This window comes from Gordonia sp. SID5947 (genome assembly GCF_009862785.1).
Taxonomy (GTDB): domain Bacteria; phylum Actinomycetota; class Actinomycetes; order Mycobacteriales; family Mycobacteriaceae; genus Gordonia.
The window spans coordinates 4602109-4625471 of sequence record NZ_WWHU01000001.1 but is presented as its reverse complement, the minus strand read 5'-3'; the positions used below and the strand labels follow the sequence as shown (position 1 = coordinate 4625471).

Genomic DNA, 23363 nt, shown 5'->3' with positions numbered 1-23363 from the left:
GTCGGCGCAGTCGAGGTTGCCGTCTGCGCAGTCGAGGTTGCCGTCGGCGCAGTCTAGGTTGCCGTCGGCGCAGTCTAGGTTGCCGTCGGCGCAGTCTAGGTTGCCGTCGGCGCAGTCGAGGTTCCCGTCGACGGAATCGAGGTTGCCGTCGACGGAATCGAGGTTGCCGTCGGCGGAGTCAGCGGTAGTGCACGTCTGCCGCGCCCCGACTGAGCAACATCCCATCGTGCGCATGCATCGTGGCCTCGAACGACGCGATCCGACGACCGACCTTCACCGGCGTCACATCGACGACGACGTCGGTGCCCTGCACCGCCGGCGACCGGAGAAAGCTGATCGCCAGATCGGCGAGTTGATAGTCGCGCCCGGCAGCGGCGTTCGCCTGACCGGCCAGCGCGCACCCCTGCGCGACCACTGCGGCGATCACGCCTCCGTGCATCGTGCCGAACAGGTTGCCCATCCACGGCTCGGTTTCCACGGTGAAACGCACGCCAACGCCGAGCGGGTGGTCGACGGTGTCGATCCGGCCGTTGAGGAGCTCGGTCAGGTGGCCCGCGGGTCGGGTTCCGGCCGCGATCTGCTCGACGATCGCGCGGCCGTCGAGCCCCGGTTCGATGACCGGCGGCATCGGTCGTTGATCCGCAGCGTCACCAACGGGCGGCGGAGCGTCGACACCCCGCCCACCGCCCGGGTTGCCGGAAACCGTCCGACCCACGCCGACGTTGCGCGCGGTGCCCGAACAACAGATCCGGCCCGTCGACGTCACGATGTCGACGCGGGTGGTCCCGAACATCTCGTCCCGCACCAGCAGTTCGGCTTCGCCCGTGACCAGGTCGCCCACATCGACATGCCCCTGCATGGAGATCGCGAGGCGGGCCTGGACGCATGGCGACCGCTGCGGGTCGGAGGCGATGAAGGGCAGCCCTCCGAGGTGATCGAACAACACCGCGAGCGCCGGTAGATCGATCCGGCCACGATGATCCACGAGGTCCGCGCCCACGCGCTGCTCGGCACGCACGGTCGCCGGTCCGCTCACCGCGACGTTTCCGATACCGAATGCCGTGACCGGATCGCGCGGCACGATCCGGGTGGGCACAGCCCTGTCGCCAGTCATGTCTACGGTCCTATCAGCACGGGCCGGCGCACGGCGAACCGAGCGGACGCTCGGACGGCGTAATGAGACGCCATTCACAATCGGCGACCTCACCAGCATCTCCCGCCCCTCTGAAGCCCCGCGCGGCAGTCTCGGATCCGTAACAGAACCGGCGCACACCTGTACGCCCAGACCTGGCTCCGACACCCTGACAGACGAGAACCTGTGCTCGACCGGACTGGAGGGAACCGCTGATGACGGGACGCCGGACAACGATTCGAACCGCGACATGCGTGACCGCGGCGGTGGGCATGGCGATGGGTGCCATCGCGGGCAGTGGAGCCGCGTCCGCAGCGCCCCCGAAAGCGCTCCGGGTCGACCAGGTACCGAATGTGGGAGTCACGGTCGACAAGAACGGACTCTCCGGCGGTTTCGCCGCCAATCTCGCGGCCACGGCCACGAGTGCCGACGCCACCCGCCTGCGGATACTCCCCGTGGGCGATGCGTGCGCGCGGACCCTCGGTCAGACCCGCGTGGCCATCACCTGGCGGAACGAACGCACAAACCGCACCGACGACGTCGTGTTTCCCACGTGCACGGCCGGCAGACCGTCTTCGGGGGCCGAGATCCGTGCCGGCCACGGCCGCATCTCCTTCACCACCACGATCATCGGCCGGGCCGATCGCGCGTTCACCGTGACGCCCGGGGTCGGGTGGTTCATCCACTGACATCTCGCCGCTCGTGCGGGAGTAGACATTCTCCAGAATCTGTTCACAGCAAACGAGAACACGTTCTAGAGTGACGGCATGGCCGAGACGGTAACCCAGCTCCTGCAGGAGCGCGCAGACGACGACAACCTGGCGATCACCTACGAAGGCAGGCAGTGGTCCTGGCGCGAGTACATCCTCGACGCCCAGCGCGCCGCCGCAGCCGTGCTCGGTCTCGCCGATCGCTCCCGGCCCATGCATGTCGGCGCCCTCCTCGGCAACACGCCGGACATGCTCATCGCGCTGGCGGCCGGGGCGCTCGGCGGGTACGTGACCGTCGGGGTGAACAACACCCGCCGGGGTGACGGCCTCGCCGCCGACATCGTGCGAGCCGACTGCCAGATCCTGATCACCGATGCGGAGCACCGCTCGCTGCTCGACGGCCTCGACCTGCCCGGCGTCCGGATCCTGGACACGTCATCGGACGAATGGGCCGCGCTGCTGGCCGGCGCCGGCGACCTGACGCCACACTCGGTGCCCACCGCGACCGATACGTTCATGTTGATCTTCACCTCCGGAACCAGCGGCAATCCCAAGCCGGTTCAGTTCGCGCACATGATGATCCCGTTCGCCGGCCCGGTCCTGGTCGAGAAGTACAGCGTCGGACCGGGCGACGTCTGCTACCTGTCCATGCCCCTGTTCCATTCCGCGTGCCTGATGGGCGGCTACTGCGTGGCGCTGTGCGGTGGCGCGGCGATGGCCCCCGCCAAGTTCTCCGCATCGACCTTCTTGCACGACATCCGCCGCTACGGCGCCACGTACATGAACTACGTCGGCAAACCGCTCGCCTACATCCTCGCCACCGAGGAACAGCCCGACGACGCCGACAACCCGCTGCGCGTCGCGTTCGGCAACGAGGCCACCGACCGGGACATCGACGACTTCTCCCGCCGCTTCGGATGCACCGTGTGGGACGGCTTCGGTTCCACCGAACTCGCGATCATCATCACCCGCGAACCAGGCACGCCGCACGGTTCGATCGGAAAGGGATATCCCAATGTAGCCGTGTACAACTCGGACACAGTGACCGAGTGTCCACGGGCGGAGTTCGACGATACGGGAGCCCTGGTCAACGCCGACGATGCCATCGGTGAACTGGTCAACACCGATGGCGCAGGCATGTTCAGCGGCTACTACAACGACGCAACCGCGACCAGCGAACGCCTGCGTCATGGCATGTACTGGTCGGGCGACCTCGCGTACAAGGACGCCGACGACTGGATCTACCTGGCGGGCCGCACCGGCGACTGGATGCGGGTGGACGGTGAGAACCTGGCCGCCGGGCCCATCGAACGCATCCTGCTGCGCCTCCCGGAGATCAACCGCGTCGCGGTCTACGCGGTCCCCGACGAACATGTCGGTGACGCCGTGATGGCTGCCGTCGTCCTCCAGGACGACGCGGAGCTCACTCCCGAGGCATTCGCCGAACAGCTTGCGGCCCAGGCAGATCTCTCTCCCAAGGCCTGGCCGCGCTATGTGCGCATCGCCGACGACCTGCCCACCACGGCGACCAACAAGATCCTCAAGCGGGAACTGAAGAAGGAAGGCCCCGCGCGGGCGACGGCACCCTGTGGGTGCGCCCGCCACGAGCCAAGGATTACGTGATCGCCGATGCCTCCACTGCGGCGGTCTGAACGCGGATGACACTCTCGCACGCCGGGGACACCGGCCGGTCGGCCATCCCGACCGATGTCGAGGGCCTGTCGCCCGAGTGGTTGTCGGAGATGCTGCGGGCGAATGGTCACGATGTCGGAATCACCTCGGTCCGATCAGAGCCGGTGGGGTCCGGCCAGATGGCCGGCTCGTTTCGACTCACCCCAACCTGGACGTCCCAGGGCGACCTGCCCGCCACGATGGTCGCCAAACTCGCGACGGGGGAACGCCCGCAACGAGAGTTCGCATCCGGCGTGTTCCGCAACGAGGTGCTCTTCTATCAGCGCCTGGCCCCCACTGTCACCGCGCCCGTCCCACATTGTCACGCGGCGGTGATCTCCGACGACCACACCGAGTTCGTGCTCCTGCTCGAAGACATGGCGCCGTCGGTGCAGGGTGATCAGATCGCGGGGTGCACGCCTGAACAGGCCCACGCCGTGGCCCTGGCCGCGGCCCGACTGCACGCTCCGCGATGGTGCGACGAGAGCCTCGCCGCCCTACCCGGACTGTATCTGCCCACGCACGACGATCGGGTCCTGATGGATTCGGTCCTCGAACCGATGGCCGACGTGTTCCGTTCGAGATTCGCCCTGTCCGGACGCGAAGCGGCCGCCATCGACTGGTTGGTGGCGACTGCCGGGGATTGGTTGGAACGGCCACCTCGACGTTTCGCCCTCATCCACGGGGATCTGCGTGTCGACAACATCCTGTTCGGCCCCGACGGCGGGGTCACGATCGTCGACTGGCAGACCATCACACTCGGCAATCCGTTGCGGGACATCGCATTCCTGCTGTCCACCAGTTTGACCACCGAGGATCGTCGAGCACACGAGCGGACGATCGTGGAGGCATACCACGCCGCACTGCTCGCACAGGGTGTGACCGGCTATTGCGTCGACGACTGTTGGTCCGATTACGTCGACTCGCTGATCCAGGCGCCGATGATCATCGTCCTCGGGTGTGGTGCGGCGATGCCGACCGAGCGCGGCGACCGGATGTTCATGGCCATGCTCCAGCGTGCGGCGGCCGCCATCGACGACCTGAATCCCGGTGCGCTTTCGTGAAACTGGTGATCGGTGCCAGTGGTTTCCTGGGTTCACACGTGGTACGGCGCCTCGTCGATCGCGGCGAACAGGTCCGAGTGCTCGTTCGCGAGACGAGCGACACCCGGGCCATCGACGATCTGGTCGTCGACCGTGTCGTCGGTGACCTGTTCGACGCCGCGACGGTGTCGGCCGCACTGGCGGGTTGCGACGACGTCTACTACTGCGTGGTCGACACGCGGGCCTGGTTGATCGATCCGGAGCCGCTCTTCCGGACCAACGTCGAGGCGCTGCGGGCTGTCCTCGACGTCGCGGTACAGGCCGACCTGCACTCGTTCGTGTTCACCAGCACGCTCGCGACCATCGGCCGCGTCGAGGGGCGAGCGGCCACCGAGGAAGACGAATTCAACTGGGCGGACAGGGCTTCGGACTACGTCCGGTCCCGCGTCGCGGCCGAGAACCTGGTCATCGATTACGCGCGGGACAAAGGGCTACCCGCCGTGGCCATGTGCGTCTCCAACACCTACGGCGCCGGTGACTGGCAGCCGACGCCGCACGGCGCATTCGTGGCGGGAGCAGCACTCGGTGCGATGCCGTTCTCGGTGCGCGGCATGGCTGCGGAATCGGTGGGCATCGACGACGCCGCCGACGCATTGGTGTTGGCAGCCGAACGCGGCCGGCCGGGCGAACGGTACATCGTGTCGGAGCGCCACATCGACCTCGGCGAGATCATCACCGTCGCCGCACATACCGCCGGCCGTCGGCCACCTCGCCTGGTCCTCAACCGGTTCGCACTGTACGCGTGCGGCACCGTCGGCTCCGCACTCGCGAAGCTCACGCGCCGGCCGCATCGACTGACCATCACATCGGTACGCCTGATGCATTACATGTCCGCGATGGACCACGGGAAAGCGGAGCGCGAACTCGGTTGGCACCCAAGCCCCGTCACCGACGCGGTCGCCGAGGGCGCGCGGTTCTGGATCGATCGCGCAGCGCAACGCCGAGCCGACCGCGCCCGCGCCGGGCCTCACCGCAGATGACCGCGCGGCGCCGACGCCGTCTTCACGCCAGCAGCTCGGCCAACTCAGCCAGACTGTATGGCGCACTGTCCTGATGATCGCGATACGCGATGAACGCGGCCTGCTGCGGTTCGTACCGCCCGATGAAACCCCCCGCAGCCGTGAATATCTGACCGGTGACACTCTTGGCGGCATCGCTGGCCAGGAACACATACAGGGACGCCACGTACTCGGGCGGCGCTGGATCCAATGCGGCGTCCCTGGTGAGATCGTCGAGAATTCCTCGGCGGTGCAGACTCTCGATGTGCGCGACGTAGTCATCGCCGCTCGAGAGCCGCGACTTGGCTCCCGGCATCACCACGTTGACCCGGACGCCGTGCTCGGCGAGATCGGCCCCGCCTGCGAGCGCGAGCGCGTTGACACCCCCCTTGGCCGCCGGATAGCCGCTGCCACCGAAGATCCCGAGTGACGCCGCCGAGCCGGTCAGCACGATCGACCCGGTCTCTTGTCGTGCGAACACCCGCCCGGCGGCCTGCATGAGATGGAAGGCGCTCATCAGGTGCGCGTCGATCTGTTCACGGAATTGTGCGTCGGTGATGGTGAGGACGGTCGAACCCGCAGGCTCGGCGATACCCGCACAGTTGATCGCTATGTCGAGCGCGCCGTACTCCCCCAGCGCGGTGTCCACCATCTGCTGTGCGACACCGTCATCCCCTGCCGAGCCGACGACGCCGACCGCATACCCGCCACCACCGCGGATCTCGGCGACGGTTTCCTCCACCGCCACCGGGTCGCGGCCGTTCACCACGATCGACACGCCCCGACCGGACAATGCGTAGGACACCGCGAGGCCGATGCCGCGGGTTGCCCCCGCAACCACGGCCACCCGCCCGGACAGGCTCAGATCCGGGGTATCCCTCGCTGACGATGTCCGGCCGTCTCGCATCAGACGCCGCTACCCACCGGCGTGATCGGGAGTGAGCGTCCCCGATCGGTGAACTCGAAGGAGGCACCCGAACTGAACCGCGCGATCGCGACCTCGCCCGATTCCTTGTGCGCCTCGCTCCCGCGTGTCATCACGAACTCGATGGCCTCGTCGATGTCGTCACTCGACCCGACCGTCCAGTGCGCGTCCACCGCGGTTCCGATGGCCTGCAGTGGCTCGTGATGTCTCGGCTCCAAGAGCGTGACCCATCCGCCGTCGGCCACGGCGTCGGAGCGCTTCGGGATACGCACCACAACGTCGTCGCCGCGGGCCTCGGCGGTCACGCCGCTGTACTGCCGGGGTCCGAGCACCGGGTGCAGGTTGATCACCGCGGCCAACCCCTCCGCATCCGAGGACAATCCGAGTGCGGCCCGCAACCGGTCCGCCGACAATCCCGCGATCCCGGTCAGCTGCTTGCGGAAGATCTCGCGCGCCTGATCCTCGCTCTCGGCGTGCCGGCGCACCGACAGCAGGAATCCGAGGGACAACAATTGATGTTGTAGGGCAACCTCTTCCGCGATGCGGGCCAGAGCGGACCGTGACCACTCGCGGAACTGGAGGTCGGCCACGAGCGACCCACGGTAGTCCGTCAATCCGTCGTCGGCGGACGAGTCGATGGGGCTGAGGACCAACTGGCCGGCCCTGGTGGTGAACATCTCCCCGGCATCGGCCGGCAAGGGGAGTTCCTCGCGGTCCGGTTCGATCGTCACCGTCCACTCGCAGTGCGGCATACGACCGGCCGGCGTGCGCGGGGGCCGGTGGACCGGCCGGATACGGGCACGACGGTTCGTCGCGATCGCGGTCGCGTCGAAGGTCGGGTCCTCGATGTCGTGGCACATCGTTGTGACGTAGTCGTCGCCCATCGGCTCGACGTCCATCAGCGCACCGCAGTGCTGCAGGAAGAACGAACCGTGGTACTTGTCGGTCACCTCGTAGCGGAAGTCCATGAACTGCGGTGGGGCTCCGATGTCGAGTTGCAGACATTTGAACATGTCCGCCACGCCGTCGCCGTCGATCCCGAGAGCGGTTCGCATGCGGTGCGTGTACACCGGACTCGCGGCCATCCACTCCTCGATCGCGACCTGTCCCATCACTTCTCGTCCGAAGGCACTGATCAGGTGAGCCATGCCGCTGCGGTCGATCAATTGGCCCGAGAGCAACAGCTCGGGGACGAGGGTGGCCAACTGTTCCTGACTGAGGCCTTGGTAGGCCGGGGCTGGGTGAGTCATGGTCAGATCACCAGAACGGAACGGGCGCTTTGCCGAACGGATACCACCCGGGGAGGTCACCCGGTGCCGACTTCTCGATGCGCTTGAGCATGCCGTCGCTCATCGCATTGTTCTTGAGCAGCTCTACGAACAGTGCCGAGACGTTGCCGAAGTCGAAGAAGTCACGCTGCCAGGAGAACTGGAAGTTTCCGGCGTACTTGAACCAGCTGCCCTGGATGCCTTCGAGCGCGTAGTTGGTACCGTCCTCACGCTTGCGCTCATAGACCTGCTTCCACAAACCGATCATGTCGCCGGTCTTCTCGTCTATGACCCACGCCTGATAGGGGTATTCCCACCCCTCGAGCCCCTCCATCTCCTGCCCGAGCGCGAGGTCACGGATCTCGTCGCGGCCGACTGCCATGAAGTCCTTCTCGGGACCGTAGTTCCAGCCGTAGGTGGCGTCTTCGGTGTAGAACTCGGCGAGCGGCTTCCAGTCACCTGCCTTCTCGGCCGCGACGTTGGCGTCGAGCCATCGCTGCTTCATCTCTTCCAGTTCGGCACGATCAAAAGACATGTCACTCCACTTCACTCGTCGTCTTCGACAATTCTCAGGGCTTGGGTCGGGCAGTACATCACCGCTGCCTCCACCTCGGCTCGGCGGCTCTCGTCGGGCTCTTTGTCAAGGATCTCGACGTGGTCGGCATGCGCCTTGAACACGTCGGGCGCCTCCATCTCGCACATCCCGTGTCCCTGGCAGAGATCCAGATCCACTTCGACACGCATCGCTGATCACCGCCTCCGGTACTTCACGCGGCAGGGTTGCTGGAGCTGCACGACCATCTTGGAGTGATCGTTGCGGTAGGACTCCGACGGTTGGAGCATCTCGAACTCGTAGTTCTGGAACAGCACGGAGAAGATCGCCTTCAGCTGCATCATGGCGAACTGTGCTCCCACACAACGATGCCGACCCGCGCCGAACGGAATCCAGGTCCAGCGATTCGCGATGTCCTCCTGCCGAGGCTTGTCGTAGCGATCGGGATCGAAGGTGTCCGGCTCCGGGAAGTCCTCCGGCAGACGATTCGAGATGGCCGGCGAGACGGCGATCGACTGGCCCGCCTTGATCTCGAAGTCCTCGACACGAAAGTCTTTCTGCACGACGCGCATCAGGATGATCAGCGGCGGATGGAGCCGCAACGCCTCCTTCAGCGCATTCTCCAGCTGCGGCATCTGCCTGGTATGGGCGAACGTGTACTCGGGACGCTCCCCGGCCGGGGTGTCCCCGTAGATCTCGTCGAGTTCGCCGTACACCCGTGCCATGTAGTCGGGGTTGCGCAGCAACTCGATCAGGGTCCATGCCGCGGTCCCCGACGTCGTGTGGTGGCCCGCGAACATCATCGAGATGAACATGCCGGTGATGGTGTTCGCATCGAAGCCGACCTGGACGAGCACGTCCATCAGGTCGCGATCTTCTTTGTTCTCGGTCGGATCCGCGATCCGATCATTCATCACGCCCTGGATGAACTCCACCAGCTCCGCCCGAGCCTCGTCACGCTTGCGGAAACTCTCGATGTCGGCCTTGTAGTCGACGTATGCGATCGGGTCGGTGCCCTTTTCCAGATCGTGGAAGAGATGTGCGATGTGCCCGTTGAGGCTCTCACGGAACTTTCGTCCGATCAGGCAGGCCGACGATGTGTAGAGCGTCAGCTCGGCGAAGAACTCGAGCAGATCGATCTCGCCCTCGTCGCCCCACTTCGCGATGATGCGCTCGACCTCGTCGGGGATGGTCACCGCATGCTGTTTCATGTGCGGGCCCTTGAGGGCCGCGTTGTGGATCGCCTTGGAACGCTCCTCGGGATCGGTGTCGAACACCACGCCCTCACCGAATACCGGCGTCATGAAGGGGTAGGCGGCCGCCTGGTCGAGATCCTCTTCGGGAGCCCGGAAGAACTCTTCGTTCGCGGCGGCACCGGAGACCAGGACGACCTCGCGATCGGCGAGCTGGAACATGCCGACATCGCCGCATTCCTCGCGAATGCGCCAGAACAACGCGATCGGATCACCGGCCAGCTCGTCGAGATGTCCGTGTTCGCCCTCTCCACGAGAGACACGCTTGGGCTGGGTCAGAGCAGTCATCGCTGTTCTCCTTCGGGCTTCTGGTCACGTGCGAGAGCGCCTTCGGCCTCCACCTCGACCACGCGCATGTGCGCGCCGCGCGGCATCGTGACGATCGCGGTCACGGCCTGGGCGATGTGCCCGGGCTCCAGGAAATTGCCGTGCCGGGCGAGCCCGTGGCGAATCCAGTCGTTGAGCATCAGCTCGGTGGTCTTCTGATCAAGGTCCATCCCCATCCCGGTCAGCACCTGGCCGGGCCGGATCACGCTGGCGCGCACGCCCGTCCCCTCCAGTTCGAGCTGTGCGGTGGAGACGAGTCCGTCGATGCCGGCCTTCGCGGCCACATAGGCCGACGACCATGGCCGCGGATGCAGGACGACGTCGGAACCGATGAAGACGTAGTCGCCGCGTCGCCGTTCGATCATGCCCGGCACCACCGCGCGGTACAGACGATGGGCTCCGACGAGATGGATGTCGATCTGCGACGCGAAGTCCTCGGAGTTCACCTCATAGGACAGGCCGACGGCGAGGTCGCCCGCACCGCTCACGACGATCTCCAGATCACCCAGCGCGGCTTGCGCTTTCGCCACACACTCGGTGACCGACGCCGGGTCGGTGATGTCGAGCGGGACGGCGACCGCTTCGCCGCCGGCCGCGGTGATCCTCTCGGTCAACTCCTGCAACTTCTCCACCCGTCGTGCGGCGAGTGCAACCGGATATCCTGCGGCGGCGAGGACCTCGGCGGTCGCGGCACCGATGCCGGATGACGCGCCTGCGACCAGCACCGGTCGACGATCGGGATGGGCGATGAATGCCATCAGCGCACCTGCACTTTCACGGGGAGTTCGGCGAATCCACGCACGTTGACCGAGTGGACGCGGACCGCGTTGTCGATGTCGATGTCCACGCCACGGATGGACCGGGCCACCTCGGTGAGTCCGATGTTCGACTCCAGTCGAGCAAGGTGTGCACCCAGGCAGAAGTGTGTACCGAGCCCGAAACTCATCAGCGCCTGGCTGCAATCACGTCCGATCTGATACCGGTGCGCGTCGCCGAACACGTCCTCGTCGCGGTTCGCGGAGCCCACGAGCAGGAGGACCCGGTCACCCGCCGGAATGGTAAGACCCCCGTACTCGACGTCAGAGAGCACGCGGCGCAACACCATCTGGGTCGAGTTGTCGTACCGCAGCGTCTCTTCTGTCCAGTCCGGGACACAGTCGGCGTCGGCGAGCGGTTTGGCCAGCTCGTCCGGGTTGCGCCATCCCCAATACAGCGCATTCGCAAGCAATTTCGTGGTCGTCTCGTTACCGGCAACCACCATGAGGACCATGAAGCCGACGATCTCGTCCTCGGTCAACCGGATCTTCTCGCCGGTCTCGTCGTCATCGATCTCGGCCTCGATGAGCGCCGAGACGAGGTCGTCACCGAGGTTCTTCCGACGATCGTCGATCAACGCCGAGTAGTACTTGTGAAGCTCGATATAGGCGTAGACCGCGGCCTCGGGGATGTCGAGAACGCCTTCTTCGCGGTGCAACAACAGATCTGACTGATGTCGCAGGTGCGCGCGGTCTACCTCGGGCACACCGAGCAGTTCGGAGACCACGTCCATCGGCAAGAGACCGGCGAAGTCGGCGATGAAGTCGAACTCACCCTTGTCGAGGCACTTGCTCCAGTGTTGGTGGGTGAGCGCGGTGATCCGCCCGGAGAGATCGCCGACGCGGCGCGGCGTGAACCCCTTCGAAACCAGCTTGCGGATGCGCATGTGTTTCGGATCGTCCAGGGCCAGGAACGACATCGACTTGTGGGCATCCGGTCCGTACGAGGACGGATCCATCGAGACGCCCCAGCTGTTGGACAAGGTGACACTGTCGCGGAACCCCGAGCGGACGTCCTCGTGCCTCGCCAATGCCCAGAAGTCCATCCCGGCGTTGTGATACACGGGTGCCTCACGACGGAGGCGCCGGTAGGTCGGATACGGATCCTCGTGGAACTCATAGGCATACGGGTCGAACGGGACGAGATGCTCCATCCCCGTTCCCGTGGCGGTTTCGGTCATCATTTCTCCATCAGTAGATGTGCGGCTGCGACAAGACGTTCGGAGGTCTGCTCGTACGTCATGTGGCCCATTCCCGCGTGCACCAGACCGCCGGCGTAGATCATCTCCAGCGCATCGAGGAGCGGACCCGGGTTCTCTGGCTCCACCTCGAGCGCCTCGGCCAGACGCCGGCGGATGAAGCCGCCGATCCGTAGCCGGAGATGTTCCACATCGGGATCCGTCCCCAGGAGCGCCATGGTGACCGCGCCACCGAGTTGTCCCTCACCCGCGACCACCATCGACACCTCCCGAAGCACCTGTGCGACCCGCTCGGTCGGTGCCGCCGAGAGGTCGGGCTCGCCGACCCCGGCGCTCAGTCGGCGCCAGAAGACCTCGGCGACGAGGTGACTCTTCGAGGAGAAATAGGTGTAGGCGGTCGCGGGTGCGACGCCCGCCAACTTGGCCACGGTGCGGACGGTGAGTCCGTCGAATCCTTCGTCGTTCAGCACCTCGACCGCGGCGTCCGTCAATCTCGTGACGGTCTCGGCCTGCTGCTGGGTCAGTCTTCGGCGAGTGGATTCCTGGGATACAGGACTGGACATGTGAGCGAGGCTACACTAGGTTTGAACTTGAGTCCAGACACCTGTCCAGATGGAGTTCCAGCCAATGTCCTTACGTCCTGCATCGTCGTCGGAACTGCTGATCGACGGCAAGCTCACACCTGGTGGTGGCGGCACCTTCGACGTCGTGAACCCGGCCACCGAGGAGGTCCTCGGCCAGGCCGCCGAGGCCACCGCTGCCGACATGGATGCGGCCATCGCCGCCGCCCGCGTAGCCTTCGACACCACCGAATGGTCCCGCGATCACGCACTGCGGGCGCGCTGCCTCCGCCAACTGCGCGACGCGCTCCTCGCACACGGCGACGAGCTGCGCGACCTGACGGTCGCCGAGGTCGGCTGCCCCGTGTTCCTCACCAGCGGACCACAATTCGAGGGACCGGTCACCGATCTGGGCTACTTCGCCGACTTGGCCGAGGGTTATCAGTGGACCACCGACCTCGGTGAGGCGAAGCCGATGGGCATCAAGAACACCCGGGAGATCCGCAAAGAGGCGGCCGGCGTGGTCGGTGCGATCACGCCCTGGAACTTTCCGCATCAGATCAACTTCGCCAAGATCGGACCCGCACTGGCCGCCGGCTGCACCGTGGTGCTCAAACCCGCACCCGACACGCCGTGGTGTGCGGCCCTGGTGGGCAAGGTCATCGCCGAGGAGACGGACTTCCCACCCGGCGTGATCAACATCGTCACCTCCACCGATCACGCGCTCGGCGCTCAGTTGTCCACCGACCCGCGCGTCGACCTCGTCTCGTTCACCGGGTCCACCGCGACCGGCAAGAAGGTGATGGCCGGCGCCGCCGAAACCCTGAAGAAGGTGTTCCTGGAACTCGGTGGAAAGTCGGCTTTCATCGTGCTCGACGACGCTGACCTGGCATCCGCCTGTTCGATGGCGGCGTTCAATGTGGTGACCCACGCGGGGCAGGGTTGCGCGATCACCACCCGGCTCGTCGTCCCACGGGAGAAGCTCGACGAGGCCATCGCTGCGACCCGTGATGCCCTGGCGGGCCTCGGAGCAGGCGACCCGACCGACGCCGGAACCATCTGTGGCCCCGTGATCTCGGCCGCCCAGCGCCGGCGCGTCGAGTCCTACATCGAGCTCGCGAAGACGGAGGGCGGCACCGTCGAGATCGGCGGCGGGCGGCCAGCAGACAAGGACAAGGGCTTCTTCGTCGAGCCGACCCTGATCTCGGGCCTCGACAATTCCGCCCGCGCCGCGCAGGAGGAGATCTTCGGGCCGGTGCTCGTGATCCTGCCGCATGACGGGGACGAGGATGCCATCCGCATCGCCAACGACTCACCGTACGGCCTGTCCGGTGCTGTCTGGGGAACCGATTCGGCCCGAATCGACAAGGTGGTCAACGGAGTTCGGACCGGCACGATGGGGATCAACGGCGGGATCTGGTATGCGGCCGACGTCCCGTTCGGCGGGTACAAGCAATCCGGCATCGGCCGGGAGATGGGGGTCGCCGGGTTCGAGGAATACCTCGAATCCAAGGCCGTCGCGACCCCGGCGTAGAGACGTATCGAGACCTCGCAGACCCACCACATCCTGAAAACGACCCGACAAGAAAGCAGCACAATGACTTCCGAGACCCGAAGCCGTTTCGACGGCAAGACCATCATCGTGACAGGCGCCGCCGGAGGAATCGGCGAAGCCTACGCGCGCGCGTTGGCCGCCGAGGGCGCCAACGTCGTGGTCGCCGACCTCAATGACGAGCAGGGCAAGCAGGTTGCCGCCGATATCGGCGGTCTCTACGTGAACACCGATGTCGCCGACGAGCAGTCGGCGCAGGCGCTCGCGACCGCCACCGTCGACGCCTATGGGACGATCGACGGTCTGGTGAACAACGCCGCCATCTACGGCGGCATGAAGCTCGACTTCCTGATCACGGTGCCGTGGGACTACTACAAGAAGTTCATGAGCGTGAACCTCGACGGGGCACTCAACGTCACCCGCGCGGTGTACCCGCACATGACCGACGGCGGCGCCATCGTCAACCAGTCCTCTACGGCGGCCTGGCTGTACAGCGGGTTCTACGGCCTCGCCAAGGTCGGCGTGAACGGTCTGACCCAGCAGCTGGCCACCGAACTCGGCGGTCAGAACATCCGGGTCAACGCCATCGCGCCCGGCCCGATCGACACCGAGGCGACCCGCTCCACCACGCCGAAGGAAATCGTCGCCGACATCGTCAACCGTCTGCCCCTCAAGCGTTTCGGCACTCCGCAGGATCTCGTCGGCATGTGCCTGTTCCTGCTCTCCGAGGAGTCGAGCTGGGTCACCGGCCAGATCTTCAACGTCGACGGCGGGCAGGTCATCCGCTCATGAGCGACAAGCGGGCGAGCGCAGCGACGGGGAATGTGACCGTACGCCTGGGTTATGTCGGCCTCGGCAACATCGGCGGCCCGATGGCGGGTCGTCTCGCCAAATGGGACGGCGGCCTCACCGTCTTCGACCTCTCCGACGAAGCCGTCGGAAAGGTCGTCGACCAGGGAGCCACCGCCGCGTCCTCGTTGGCCGATCTCGCGGCGAGATCCGACATCATCGGCATCTGTGTTCTCGATGATGAGCAGGTGCGCACGGTGGTCGCCGGTGACGACGGGCTGCTCAGCGGGGCCGCACCCGGCACCATCATCACGGTCCACTCGACGATCAGCCCGCAGACCGCGGTCGACCTGGCCGCGACATGCGCCGAACACGATGTGACACTGCTGGATGCGCCGATCTCCGGCGGTGCCGCCGGCGCCGAGCAGGGGCGCCTGGCCATCATGGTCGGTGGCGATCGCGCCTCTTACGAGACCCTGAAGGAGCCGTTCGGCCTGGTGGCGGGAATGCTCGTGCACGCAGGCGACGACGTCGGAGCGGGTACCAAGATGAAGTTGGCACGCAATCTCCTGCACTTCATCTCGTTCACCGCCGCCGCGGAGGCCTCGAAACTCGCCGAGGCCGCCGGAATCAGCATCACCAAGCTGGGCAAGGTGGTCCGGCACACGGATGCGATCACGGGCGGAGCCGGCTCGATCATCTTGCGCGACACCACCGCACCCATCGAACCCGACGATTTCTGGTATGACGTGTTGAGACCCGTGCGAACCCTGGGCGAGAAGGACCTGTCGCTGGCGCTCGAACTGGGACGAGAGCTGGACGTCGACCTTCCGCTCGGTGACATCGCACTCCGCGACTTCGCCACCGGATTGGGTGTGCCACATCGAGAAGGAGAGAAACGATGACGTCAGCTGACGAGACCACCAGCCCACAACGGCAGAAGGGCTTGGACATGATGTCCAAGGTCTACGGGTGGGAGATGTCCGACGGGCCGGGAGACTTCTTCGCGCACACGGCAGATCAGGTCTTCGGTGAGGTGTGGACACGGGAAGGGTTGTCGGTCCGCGACCGTCGCCTGATCCTGCTGGGTGCGCTCGCCCAGGCCGGGCAGATCGACGTGGCCGAGATACAGGCCGGGGCGGCGCTGACCAACGGCGAGCTGACGCCCGAACAGCTCGAGGAGATCAGCCTCTTTCTCTGCTACTACATCGGCTGGCCGTTGGGCACCAAGATGCACTTCATGTTCGGCGACGTCATCGGGAAACACCAGAAGAAGCAGAAGTGACGTCGGCAGTCGTTTTCACAGAGCTCACCGGTGGCGGTGGCTGCTCGATCATGAGCGCCACCCCCGGCCCTGATCTGAGCGCACATGACTTCCGGGAGAACGAATACGCCGCTTCCGGGGTCGCGACTCGCTTCACGCACGCCGGCCCCGGCTCCGTGTCCCCTGTCGGCGAGGACGAATACGCGACTCGCATACTGGTACGGCGTCCCCGGCGCGACGCCGACTTCAACGGCACCGTCGTCGTCGAATGGCTGAACGTCAGCAGTGGATCGGACGCCGCACCCGAATACACTTACCTCGCCGAAGAACTCGTCCGTGGCGGCTACGGCTGGGTGGGCGTGTCGGCTCAGTACACGGGCGTGATGGGCGGGCCGGGTTCGGTTGACGGCCTCGGCGAGAGCGCCGCGGGCACGCTTGCCACAAAGGATGCGCAACGCTATACAGGCCTCCATCATCCCGGTGATGCGTACTGCTACGACATCTTCGCGGCCGTGGGGCGATCGCTTCGCTCACCAGGCGACGATCACCCGCTGGGTGGCCTCTCCGTCCGGCGGCTGCTCGCCGTCGGCGAATCCCAGTCGGCAATGGCCCTGACCACCTACGCCAATCTGTTCGCCACCGAGCACGAGGTGTTCGACGGGATACTCATCCACAGCCGTGCCGCCTCCGGCCTGCCCCTGGGAGAGACCGGAACCGCGATCGACGTCGATGCCGTGTTCGCCGCGGAACCCGTGACCATCCGCACCGATCTGCCGATCCCGGTCTTCATCGTCCAGACCGAGACCGACGTGCTGACGAACTTCCGTTTCCACCGGGCACGACAGCCAGACACCGACCGCCTGCGCGTCTGGGAGATCGCCGGCACCGCTCATGCCGACCTCCATCAGATCGGGCCGTACGAGCACCTCCTCGGGTGTCCGACCCCCGTCAATCGAGGGCAGCAACGCTTCGTGCTGCGCGCGGCCCTGCATCATCTGAACGAGTGGACCGTCGGGGGGCCGGTGCCGCCGACCGCATCTCCCCTCGAACTCCAGGGCACCGTGGACACAACACGATTCATCCTCGACGACGTCGGCAACGTCCGGGGCGGCGTCCGCACCCCGTGCGTGGACGCACCGACAGAGGTCCTGAGCGGCATCGTCGGCGACGGCGTCCCGCGGATCTGTGTCCTGTTCGGGTCCACCACTCCGATCCCTCCGCAGGTGCTGTCCACGCGCTATGCGGGACGCGGCGACTACGACCGGCAGTATCGGGCGGCCACCACCACGGCCGTCGAGTCGGGCTTCATACTCGCTGCCGACCGCGACGAGGCCCTGGCCGACGCGCGACACGATCTGATCCCCGGCTGACCCCCGCCCGAACGCCTTCGACGGCAAGAAACGAGACAGCATGGAATTCACGCTCGAGGACATCTCCACACAGGAGTTCGAGCGCCGCCGCGCGCTCTACGGCCCACTCACGGAATCGGTTCGGGAGCTGATCGACGCGGTGATCCGCACCGAGACCGACGAGGACATCATCCGTGATGCGCACGGACAGATCTCCTCGGTGGTGGAATCGTTGCGGGCCAAGCAGATCGACGGTGCGTTCGGCGTCCGGCATACCGCCGACCTCAAGGGTATGCCATGGGGCAATGCCGTCATCGGGCTACGCAACGCGGTGGCTCCACCGCTGCACACCACGCGCCACGACGACGGGCTCATCACCACCGACTTCACCCTCGGTGCCGCCTATGAGGGTCCTCCGGGATGCGTGCACGGCGGGGTGTGCGCGATGATCCTCGACCACGTCCTCGGTCAGGCCGGCAGTGCCGACGACGTCCCCTGCTACACCGGAACCCTCACGACGAAGTATCTCCGTCCGACGCCCCTCGGCAGACTGCGCGCGGAGGCGATCATCGTGAACAGAGACGGTCGCAAGAAGATCGTGCGCGGAGCGATCTCCGACGCGAGCGGTGAGACCGTCACTGCCGAAGGGGTCTTCATCGTCCCGAAGGACTGGGCGGGCGTCATGCCCGAGGCCGCGGGCACGCCCGACCCGTGACGTCGGGTGGCCGCCGCACGCTCATGAACACGATCGCTGCGGCATGCCGCCGGTGACCATGGCTTCACCCGACGGCACGAGCCTCACCCGACGGCGCCGAGATAGGCGCGCTCGATCCGCTCGAGATCGCCGGCGAGTACGGACGATTCCTCCTCGAGCCGCACCTGCCCGTGGACCAGTACGATCGCACGATCGGACACCTCGAGCGCGAGCCGGACATGCTGTTCCACCAGCAGCACCGCGGTGCGCTCCGACGCCGCGACGTCCCGCAGGACCGGCAGGATCGACTCCACGACGACCGGCGCAAGTCCCATGCTCAGTTCGTCGATCAGCAAGACCTTCGGTCGCTGGAGCAACGCCCGGGCGATCGCCAGCATCTGCTGTTCCCCACCCGAAAGTTGCCCGGCGGCCACGCCCAGACGGGCGGTCAACGCCGGAAAATAGTGCAACACTTGATCGATGGACTCCCGCGCCGCACGACCGCGTTCCCGGACCGCCAGGCGCAGGTTCTTCTCCGCCGTGAGTCGTCGGAACAGCGCACGATCGTCGGGCACGATGACCATACCCGCGCGGACCGCTGATCGTGGTTTCCCGGACGGCAGCACCTGACCCGCCAAGGACACCGATCCACCCAATCCCGGCAACAAACCGGCCAGAGTCAACAGCAACGTGGTCTTGCCGGCACCGTTGGGGCCGAGCAATGCGATCACCTCGCCGCCCTCGACCGAGATGTCCAGTCCGCGGACACACGGGGCCGCACGGGAGTAGCCGGCCTCGAGCCCATGACACTCCAGCACCGTCACGACGTCACCTCCTCTGTCGCCACCGGATGCGAGTTGCCGATCGGAGCGGCGCCGTCCTGGTCGTGAGACGCCACCGGCGTACCGAGATAGGCGGCGATCACCGCGTCGTTCGTCCGGATCTGTTCCGGTGTGCCGGTGGCGATCACAGTTCCGAGATCGAGCACGACAACTCGGTCGCAGACGCTGAGGACCAGGTCCATGTCGTGATCGACCAGCAACACGGACACACCCAGCGCGCGCGCCGCCCGTAGCCGCTCACCCAGCCAGCGGCTCTCGGCACTGTCGAGTCCGGCGGCCGGCTCATCGAGCAAGGCGACCTGTGGTCGACCGGCGAGAACTCTGGCCACCGACACCAACTGCCGCTGCCCCTGGGAGAGATCCGCCGCCAGGATGTCGGCGAGATGCGTGATGTCGAGCAGGCTCAGCACGGTGGCGACCGCCTCGTCGGTGTCACCGGACGATCGCGCGGCACCGACCGTGACGTTCTCCGCGACGGTGAGTTCGTCGTAGAGCTCGATGTCCTGGAACGTGCGGCCCAGACCTGCCCGACTGCGCCGATGAGGCGCAAGACCACTGATCTCCTTGCCGCCCAGCATCACTCGTCCGGTCGAAGACGCGAACCCGCCGATCGCATCGATGAGAGTGGTCTTGCCTGCCCCGTTCGGTCCGATGAGTCCGATGATCTCGCCTTCGCGCAGATCGAAGCTCACATCGTCGACCGCTACCACCTGGCCGTAGCGCACGGTCACTCCGGCCACCTCCAGGATGACCTTCTCCCCCACAGCTCGTTCGGCCGTCGGTGGGCTCGGTGAGATCGCGGGCGCCTCGTCAGCGGTCGGCGTCCCTCTCCCGGCGAAACCCGGGATGCGAACCCGGTGCAGGTAGCCGGCGAGACCGTCCGGACTGGTCACCACGGTGAGCACCAACAGGATTCCGCTCACCAGCATGTAGTACTCGCCGAAGCTCAGATAGCGATCCGAGATGAAATAGAGGATGCCGCCCGGGGCCAGCACTCCGGCGAGCAGGCCACCCGACACCGACGTCACACCGGCCACGTAGAAGACCGCGAACAACCCGATACCGGCGAAGACCGTGAAGGAGCTGGCGGTGGCGAGCGTCTGCTGGTACGCCAGCAGCGCACCACCCAGACCGGCCACGAACGACGCGATGGCGAACGCCAGGAGCTTGGTGACGCCCACGTTGATGCCCGCTGCCGCGGCAGATCGCTCGTTGGCCCGCACCGCCAGCATCGATGCACCGAGGGCGCTTCCACGCAACCGAGCGACACTCAACGCCACCAGAGCGAGCACGATCAGGCACACCACCCCGAACGCGACCCTCGGATAGCCTTCGCCGGCACCGATCCCGAGGTCGACACCGAACAGGCTCGGCGGGTCGACGGGTGTGCCCTGCAATCCACCGTTCAGGCTCGGGTTCCGGAACCAGAAGGCCTCCAGGAAGACCGCAAGAGCCAAGGTCGCGACCATGAGCGGCAACCCCCGCACCCGCAACGCCGGAAGGCCGACCACGACACCGATGATCATCGCGCCGCATGCCGCCAGAATGGGTGCGATCGGGAACGGGACCCCGAGGTCGGAGGTGATCTTGCTGAGCCCGAATGCGCCCGCGCCGGCCAGCGTGAGCTGAGCCAGCGAGACCTGACCCGCGTACCCGGTGACCACCACTTGGGAAAGCGCGATGACGGCATAGATCATCGAGGCGATCACCGCGAGCCGCAAACTGCCCGATGTCGCGTACAGGGCGCCGAGCGCCACCACGCATCCGATCGCTCCGGGCACCAGCAGACGTCGAGGCCGTGGCGAGCGTCCCAGGTCCTGCCGGGTGATCGCGCCACGCCCCGGTAGCGGTTGGCCCCGAACGAGAAGGAACGCCAGGATGAGCAGCAACGGAACGGCTTCGGCGACGCCGGCCTCGGGGAACCAGTCGACCGTCGACTGCAGGTTGGTTGCCTCGGACTGAAGCATCCCGATGAGCAGTCCCGCGCCGACCGTCAACGCGATGCCGGTGAAGTTGCCCACCAGCGCGGCGGCCAGCGCCGGCACGATGAACATCGTGTACGCCACCGGGTTGAGCGGGACGATGGGAGCGATCACGATACCGCCGATACCGGCGACCGCCGAGGAGAGCGCCCAGTTGCTCACCGCTATCTTGTCCGGCGACAGGCCCGTGACGAGAGCCCCTTTCTCCGACTCGGCCGCCGCTTCGGTCGCGATACCGAACCGCGTGTAGCGCAACACGAGTCCGGCACATACCGCCAAACCGATGACCACCGCGGCCAGCCACAGTCGGTCCGACGACACCGCACTGTCACCGATCCGGAGCACCTGTGGTGTGAAGATCGCACTCACGGTGGGGGTTTCGGTCCCGACCCGAAGTGCGATGAGGGCCTGGATCACCAACATCAGACCGATGGACGCCACCGCCTTGGCCAGCGCAGGCGCTGTGCGCATCTGGCGGAAGACAAGGAGATAGAGCACCACACCGAGCAGTGCCGAGATGGCGACCGACACGATCATCGCCGGCACGATGCCCCAGTCACCGCCGAGATCGATCGTTGCCGGGAACCCCGGAATGGGGTTGAGGAGCTCGCCGTGCCGTAGAAATCCGAAAGTATATGCCGCGTAGAGCGCGACCGCGCCCGTCGCGAAGTTGACCACGCCCGAACTCTTGAAGGTCATCACGAGTGCGAGTCCGAGCGCGGCGTACACCGCGCCGTTGCCGAGGCCCAAGGCCAAGAAGGCGAAATGCTGAGTCATATGCGAACCCCGATCGGGGGTCGCCGCCACCGGCGACCCCCGATCGCTCTCGACCTAGTTGTTGACAGCTTCGGTGTTCTCGAGTTTCGTGTCAGCGCCCACGTCGCTGACCAGAATCGCCTTGCTGCACAGCGTCTTCAGCTGCGGGACGGCCGAACCGTCGCAGGTGAAGGTGAGACCCGGGGCGGCCGGATACGGCACATCCTTGGCCGCCGCGAACGCCGACATGACATCCTTCGGCGTGACCGGACCGGTGAGCGACTTTCCGACCTCGCCGAGCGACATCATCACCTGGTAGCCGAGGTAGGCGAGACCTGCCGGATCATCATCCGGTGCGTACGTCGCCATCACGCTGCGGTACAACTCGACGGACGGATCATCCGAGTTCAGATTGACCGTCGTGAACGCCTTGGCACCGCTCACCGCATCCGCACCGACGCCGTCGATCACCTGCTTGTCCAGGCAACTGGCGATCAGATACTTCTTGACCGTCGGTGCCGCTGTCTGCAGCGCCTTGATCGTCGAGATGCACTGACTGGTCTCCCCGAGGACCGTGACCGCACCTGGCTTTCCGGCCAGTCCCGCGGTGATCTGCGGAGTGGGATCGGCAGCCGATGCGGGAATGGTGATGACCTCCATGTCCACGCCCGCCTGCTTGAAGATCGGCGCGCCGATCGCCTTCACCGACGCCGCCGCGTCACCGGCGTCGGAAATGACCACCGCGACCTTCTTGACGCCTTCCTTGGCCGCGGTGGCGGCCTGACCGGCGAATACGGCGACGATGCCACCCGAGAGCATGAACGCACCAGAGGTCATCATCTCGACCTGGGAGACCGGGGCCTGGGCGATGTACGGGATACCCGCGCCCGCGACGATCGGCAACATGACCGCCCCTTGCGATCCGAACGGCGCCACGACCGCGGCCACCTTCTGCTCGACCATCTGATTCGCGCAACTCGTCGCCGAGGCCGGGTCCTCCTGCTCTTTGCAGACGACCAGATCGATCTTGTGACCCCCGAGGCCACCGCCGTTGTTGTTCAGGTACTGCGTGGCGGCCTCACCGCCTTCCCGGACCATCGGGACGCTGATCGGGCCGCCTTCGGGGGTGATGAACCCGATCTTGACCGGGTCTCCGGTGGCCGCATTCGACGGGAGTGCCGACGTGGCTCCCGCGGATCCGGCGGAGTCAGATGAACTGTCGTCAGCACACGCCGTGACGCCGCCGACGAGGAGCAGTCCGGCTGCGCCGATCGTCGCCGTCGTGCGGAGGACACGCTTGACCGAATGCGATGGTTTCACTGCAGGTCCCTTCAGAGGTGAACGGCAGATCTGGACAGTTCACAGACCGCCGGAGGAGCCAAGGGTGAACATCGCGCTCGCCATTTGACTTCCGGCAGAACTGTAACGCGTTGCAATTGCTGTTCGACGTGAATTCGAAGAATCCGACAAGTGACCCCATCACCACCAAGTTGGTCACTCGCCCAACATGTTTGACCGCCGTCAGAAGACCGGCCCCGGGCCGGTCACCCCCACTCGACGGGCAGCGGTAGCGTGGTCGGTGTGAACACCGTGGTTCAGGGTGAGGGCGACAGCGTTCCGT

General features: G+C 66.1%; 21 protein-coding genes and 1 pseudogene. 10 read left to right on the top strand and 12 right to left on the bottom strand.

Annotation, left to right across the window (positions count from 1 at the left end):
• Nucleotides 1-178: 178 nt before the first annotated feature.
• Nucleotides 179-1114 (bottom strand): hotdog domain-containing protein, encoded by a 936-nt coding sequence (locus tag GTV32_RS21245; RefSeq protein WP_161062001.1) that lies wholly within the window; start codon nucleotides 1112-1114, stop codon nucleotides 179-181.
• Nucleotides 1115-1347: 233 nt separating this feature from the next.
• Here GTV32_RS21245 and GTV32_RS21240 point away from each other — a divergent pair, with 233 nt between their 5' ends.
• From GTV32_RS21240 to GTV32_RS21225, 4 genes and pseudogenes are all read left to right on the top strand, one after another.
• Nucleotides 1348-1821, top strand: a complete 474-nt coding sequence (locus tag GTV32_RS21240) for a hypothetical protein (protein ID WP_161062000.1) — start codon at nucleotides 1348-1350, stop codon at nucleotides 1819-1821.
• A gap of 78 nt (nucleotides 1822-1899) precedes the next feature.
• Nucleotides 1900-3494, top strand: a pseudogene (fadD1, locus tag GTV32_RS21235) (fatty-acid--CoA ligase FadD1).
• A 6-nt stretch (nucleotides 3495-3500) separates the two neighbouring features.
• Entirely contained in the window at nucleotides 3501-4577 is a 1077-nt protein-coding gene (locus GTV32_RS21230; RefSeq protein WP_161061999.1) for a phosphotransferase, read from the top strand.
• Nucleotides 4574-5596 carry an NAD-dependent epimerase/dehydratase family protein gene (locus tag GTV32_RS21225; RefSeq protein WP_161061998.1) on the top strand — a complete coding sequence of 341 codons (1023 nt, stop codon included), beginning with the start codon at nucleotides 4574-4576 and terminating at the stop codon, nucleotides 5594-5596. Before GTV32_RS21230 ends, GTV32_RS21225 begins: the two co-directional genes overlap by 4 nt.
• 22 nt (nucleotides 5597-5618) lie before the next feature.
• Here GTV32_RS21225 and GTV32_RS21220 read toward each other — a convergent pair whose 3' ends face one another.
• From GTV32_RS21220 to GTV32_RS21185, 8 genes are read right to left on the bottom strand one after another with little or no spacing between them, the layout of a single operon-like run.
• A complete protein-coding gene (locus tag GTV32_RS21220) occupies nucleotides 5619-6521 on the bottom strand; it encodes an SDR family oxidoreductase (protein WP_161061997.1) in 903 nt (300 codons plus the stop codon).
• Nucleotides 6521-7789, bottom strand: coding sequence for a hypothetical protein (locus tag GTV32_RS21215; RefSeq protein WP_161061996.1), 1269 nt, complete (start codon nucleotides 7787-7789; stop codon nucleotides 6521-6523). The genes GTV32_RS21220 and GTV32_RS21215 overlap by 1 nt, the downstream gene beginning before the upstream one ends.
• Nucleotides 7790-7796: 7 nt before the next feature.
• Nucleotides 7797-8342, bottom strand: coding sequence for a nuclear transport factor 2 family protein (locus tag GTV32_RS21210; protein ID WP_161061995.1), 546 nt, complete (start codon nucleotides 8340-8342; stop codon nucleotides 7797-7799).
• 11 nt (nucleotides 8343-8353) lie between these two features.
• Complete coding sequence (locus tag GTV32_RS21205; protein WP_161061994.1) at nucleotides 8354-8551, bottom strand: ferredoxin; 198 nt, start codon at nucleotides 8549-8551, stop codon at nucleotides 8354-8356.
• Nucleotides 8552-8557: 6 nt separating this feature from the next.
• Nucleotides 8558-9901, bottom strand: a complete 1344-nt coding sequence (locus GTV32_RS21200; RefSeq protein WP_161061993.1) for a cytochrome P450 — start codon at nucleotides 9899-9901, stop codon at nucleotides 8558-8560.
• Nucleotides 9898-10698, bottom strand: coding sequence for an SDR family oxidoreductase (locus GTV32_RS21195; RefSeq protein ID WP_161061992.1), 801 nt, complete (start codon nucleotides 10696-10698; stop codon nucleotides 9898-9900). Before GTV32_RS21195 ends, GTV32_RS21200 begins: the two co-directional genes overlap by 4 nt.
• A complete protein-coding gene (locus GTV32_RS21190) occupies nucleotides 10698-11936 on the bottom strand; it encodes a cytochrome P450 (protein WP_161061991.1) in 1239 nt (412 codons plus the stop codon). The genes GTV32_RS21195 and GTV32_RS21190 overlap by 1 nt, the downstream gene beginning before the upstream one ends.
• On the bottom strand, nucleotides 11936-12517 hold the full coding sequence (locus GTV32_RS21185) for a TetR/AcrR family transcriptional regulator (RefSeq protein WP_161061990.1): 582 nt from the start codon (nucleotides 12515-12517) through the stop codon (nucleotides 11936-11938). Before GTV32_RS21185 ends, GTV32_RS21190 begins: the two co-directional genes overlap by 1 nt.
• Nucleotides 12518-12581: 64 nt before the next feature.
• Between GTV32_RS21185 and GTV32_RS21180 the strand changes: the two genes are divergently transcribed.
• From GTV32_RS21180 to GTV32_RS21155, 6 genes are all read left to right on the top strand, one after another.
• Nucleotides 12582-14048 (top strand): aldehyde dehydrogenase, encoded by a 1467-nt coding sequence (locus GTV32_RS21180; protein ID WP_161061989.1) that lies wholly within the window; start codon nucleotides 12582-12584, stop codon nucleotides 14046-14048.
• Nucleotides 14049-14111: 63 nt separating this feature from the next.
• On the top strand, nucleotides 14112-14858 hold the full coding sequence (locus GTV32_RS21175; RefSeq protein ID WP_161061988.1) for an SDR family oxidoreductase: 747 nt from the start codon (nucleotides 14112-14114) through the stop codon (nucleotides 14856-14858).
• On the top strand, nucleotides 14855-15760 hold the full coding sequence (locus tag GTV32_RS21170; RefSeq protein ID WP_161061987.1) for an NAD(P)-dependent oxidoreductase: 906 nt from the start codon (nucleotides 14855-14857) through the stop codon (nucleotides 15758-15760). Before GTV32_RS21175 ends, GTV32_RS21170 begins: the two co-directional genes overlap by 4 nt.
• A complete protein-coding gene (locus GTV32_RS21165; RefSeq protein ID WP_161061986.1) occupies nucleotides 15757-16140 on the top strand; it encodes a carboxymuconolactone decarboxylase family protein in 384 nt (127 codons plus the stop codon). Before GTV32_RS21170 ends, GTV32_RS21165 begins: the two co-directional genes overlap by 4 nt.
• Nucleotides 16137-17489, top strand: a complete 1353-nt coding sequence (locus tag GTV32_RS21160; RefSeq protein ID WP_343287411.1) for an alpha/beta hydrolase domain-containing protein — start codon at nucleotides 16137-16139, stop codon at nucleotides 17487-17489. Before GTV32_RS21165 ends, GTV32_RS21160 begins: the two co-directional genes overlap by 4 nt.
• Before the next feature lie 40 nt (nucleotides 17490-17529).
• Nucleotides 17530-18183, top strand: a complete 654-nt coding sequence (locus tag GTV32_RS21155; RefSeq protein WP_161061984.1) for a PaaI family thioesterase — start codon at nucleotides 17530-17532, stop codon at nucleotides 18181-18183.
• 83 nt (nucleotides 18184-18266) lie between these two features.
• On the opposite strand, the gene GTV32_RS21150 is transcribed toward GTV32_RS21155, so the two are convergent.
• The 3 genes from GTV32_RS21150 to GTV32_RS21140 are packed head-to-tail and all read right to left on the bottom strand — an operon-like array spanning nucleotide 18267 to nucleotide 23062.
• Complete coding sequence (locus tag GTV32_RS21150; protein ID WP_161061983.1) at nucleotides 18267-18986, bottom strand: ATP-binding cassette domain-containing protein; 720 nt, start codon at nucleotides 18984-18986, stop codon at nucleotides 18267-18269.
• Nucleotides 18983-21763 (bottom strand): branched-chain amino acid ABC transporter permease/ATP-binding protein, encoded by a 2781-nt coding sequence (locus GTV32_RS21145; protein ID WP_161061982.1) that lies wholly within the window; start codon nucleotides 21761-21763, stop codon nucleotides 18983-18985. The genes GTV32_RS21150 and GTV32_RS21145 overlap by 4 nt, the downstream gene beginning before the upstream one ends.
• Before the next feature lie 54 nt (nucleotides 21764-21817).
• Complete coding sequence (locus GTV32_RS21140; RefSeq protein ID WP_161061981.1) at nucleotides 21818-23062, bottom strand: ABC transporter substrate-binding protein; 1245 nt, start codon at nucleotides 23060-23062, stop codon at nucleotides 21818-21820.
• Nucleotides 23063-23363: the final 301 nt, after the last annotated feature.

Coding starts and splice junctions, on each gene's coding strand:
- GTV32_RS21190 (WP_161061991.1), bottom strand. CDS start 11,936: ATGACCGAAACCGCCACGGGAACGGGGATGGAGCATCTCGTCCCGTTC.
- GTV32_RS21165 (WP_161061986.1), top strand. CDS start 15,757: ATGACGTCAGCTGACGAGACCACCAGCCCACAACGGCAGAAGGGCTTG.
- GTV32_RS21155 (WP_161061984.1), top strand. CDS start 17,530: ATGGAATTCACGCTCGAGGACATCTCCACACAGGAGTTCGAGCGCCGC.
- GTV32_RS21240 (WP_161062000.1), top strand. CDS start 1,348: ATGACGGGACGCCGGACAACGATTCGAACCGCGACATGCGTGACCGCG.
- GTV32_RS21230 (WP_161061999.1), top strand. CDS start 3,501: ATGACACTCTCGCACGCCGGGGACACCGGCCGGTCGGCCATCCCGACC.
- GTV32_RS21185 (WP_161061990.1), bottom strand. CDS start 12,517: ATGTCCAGTCCTGTATCCCAGGAATCCACTCGCCGAAGACTGACCCAG.
- GTV32_RS21245 (WP_161062001.1), bottom strand. CDS start 1,114: ATGACTGGCGACAGGGCTGTGCCCACCCGGATCGTGCCGCGCGATCCG.
- GTV32_RS21170 (WP_161061987.1), top strand. CDS start 14,855: ATGAGCGACAAGCGGGCGAGCGCAGCGACGGGGAATGTGACCGTACGC.
- GTV32_RS21220 (WP_161061997.1), bottom strand. CDS start 6,521: ATGCGAGACGGCCGGACATCGTCAGCGAGGGATACCCCGGATCTGAGC.
- GTV32_RS21195 (WP_161061992.1), bottom strand. CDS start 10,698: ATGGCATTCATCGCCCATCCCGATCGTCGACCGGTGCTGGTCGCAGGC.
- GTV32_RS21145 (WP_161061982.1), bottom strand. CDS start 21,763: ATGACTCAGCATTTCGCCTTCTTGGCCTTGGGCCTCGGCAACGGCGCG.
- GTV32_RS21180 (WP_161061989.1), top strand. CDS start 12,582: ATGTCCTTACGTCCTGCATCGTCGTCGGAACTGCTGATCGACGGCAAG.
- GTV32_RS21215 (WP_161061996.1), bottom strand. CDS start 7,789: ATGACTCACCCAGCCCCGGCCTACCAAGGCCTCAGTCAGGAACAGTTG.
- GTV32_RS21175 (WP_161061988.1), top strand. CDS start 14,112: ATGACTTCCGAGACCCGAAGCCGTTTCGACGGCAAGACCATCATCGTG.
- GTV32_RS21200 (WP_161061993.1), bottom strand. CDS start 9,901: ATGACTGCTCTGACCCAGCCCAAGCGTGTCTCTCGTGGAGAGGGCGAA.
- GTV32_RS21210 (WP_161061995.1), bottom strand. CDS start 8,342: ATGTCTTTTGATCGTGCCGAACTGGAAGAGATGAAGCAGCGATGGCTC.
- GTV32_RS21205 (WP_161061994.1), bottom strand. CDS start 8,551: ATGCGTGTCGAAGTGGATCTGGATCTCTGCCAGGGACACGGGATGTGC.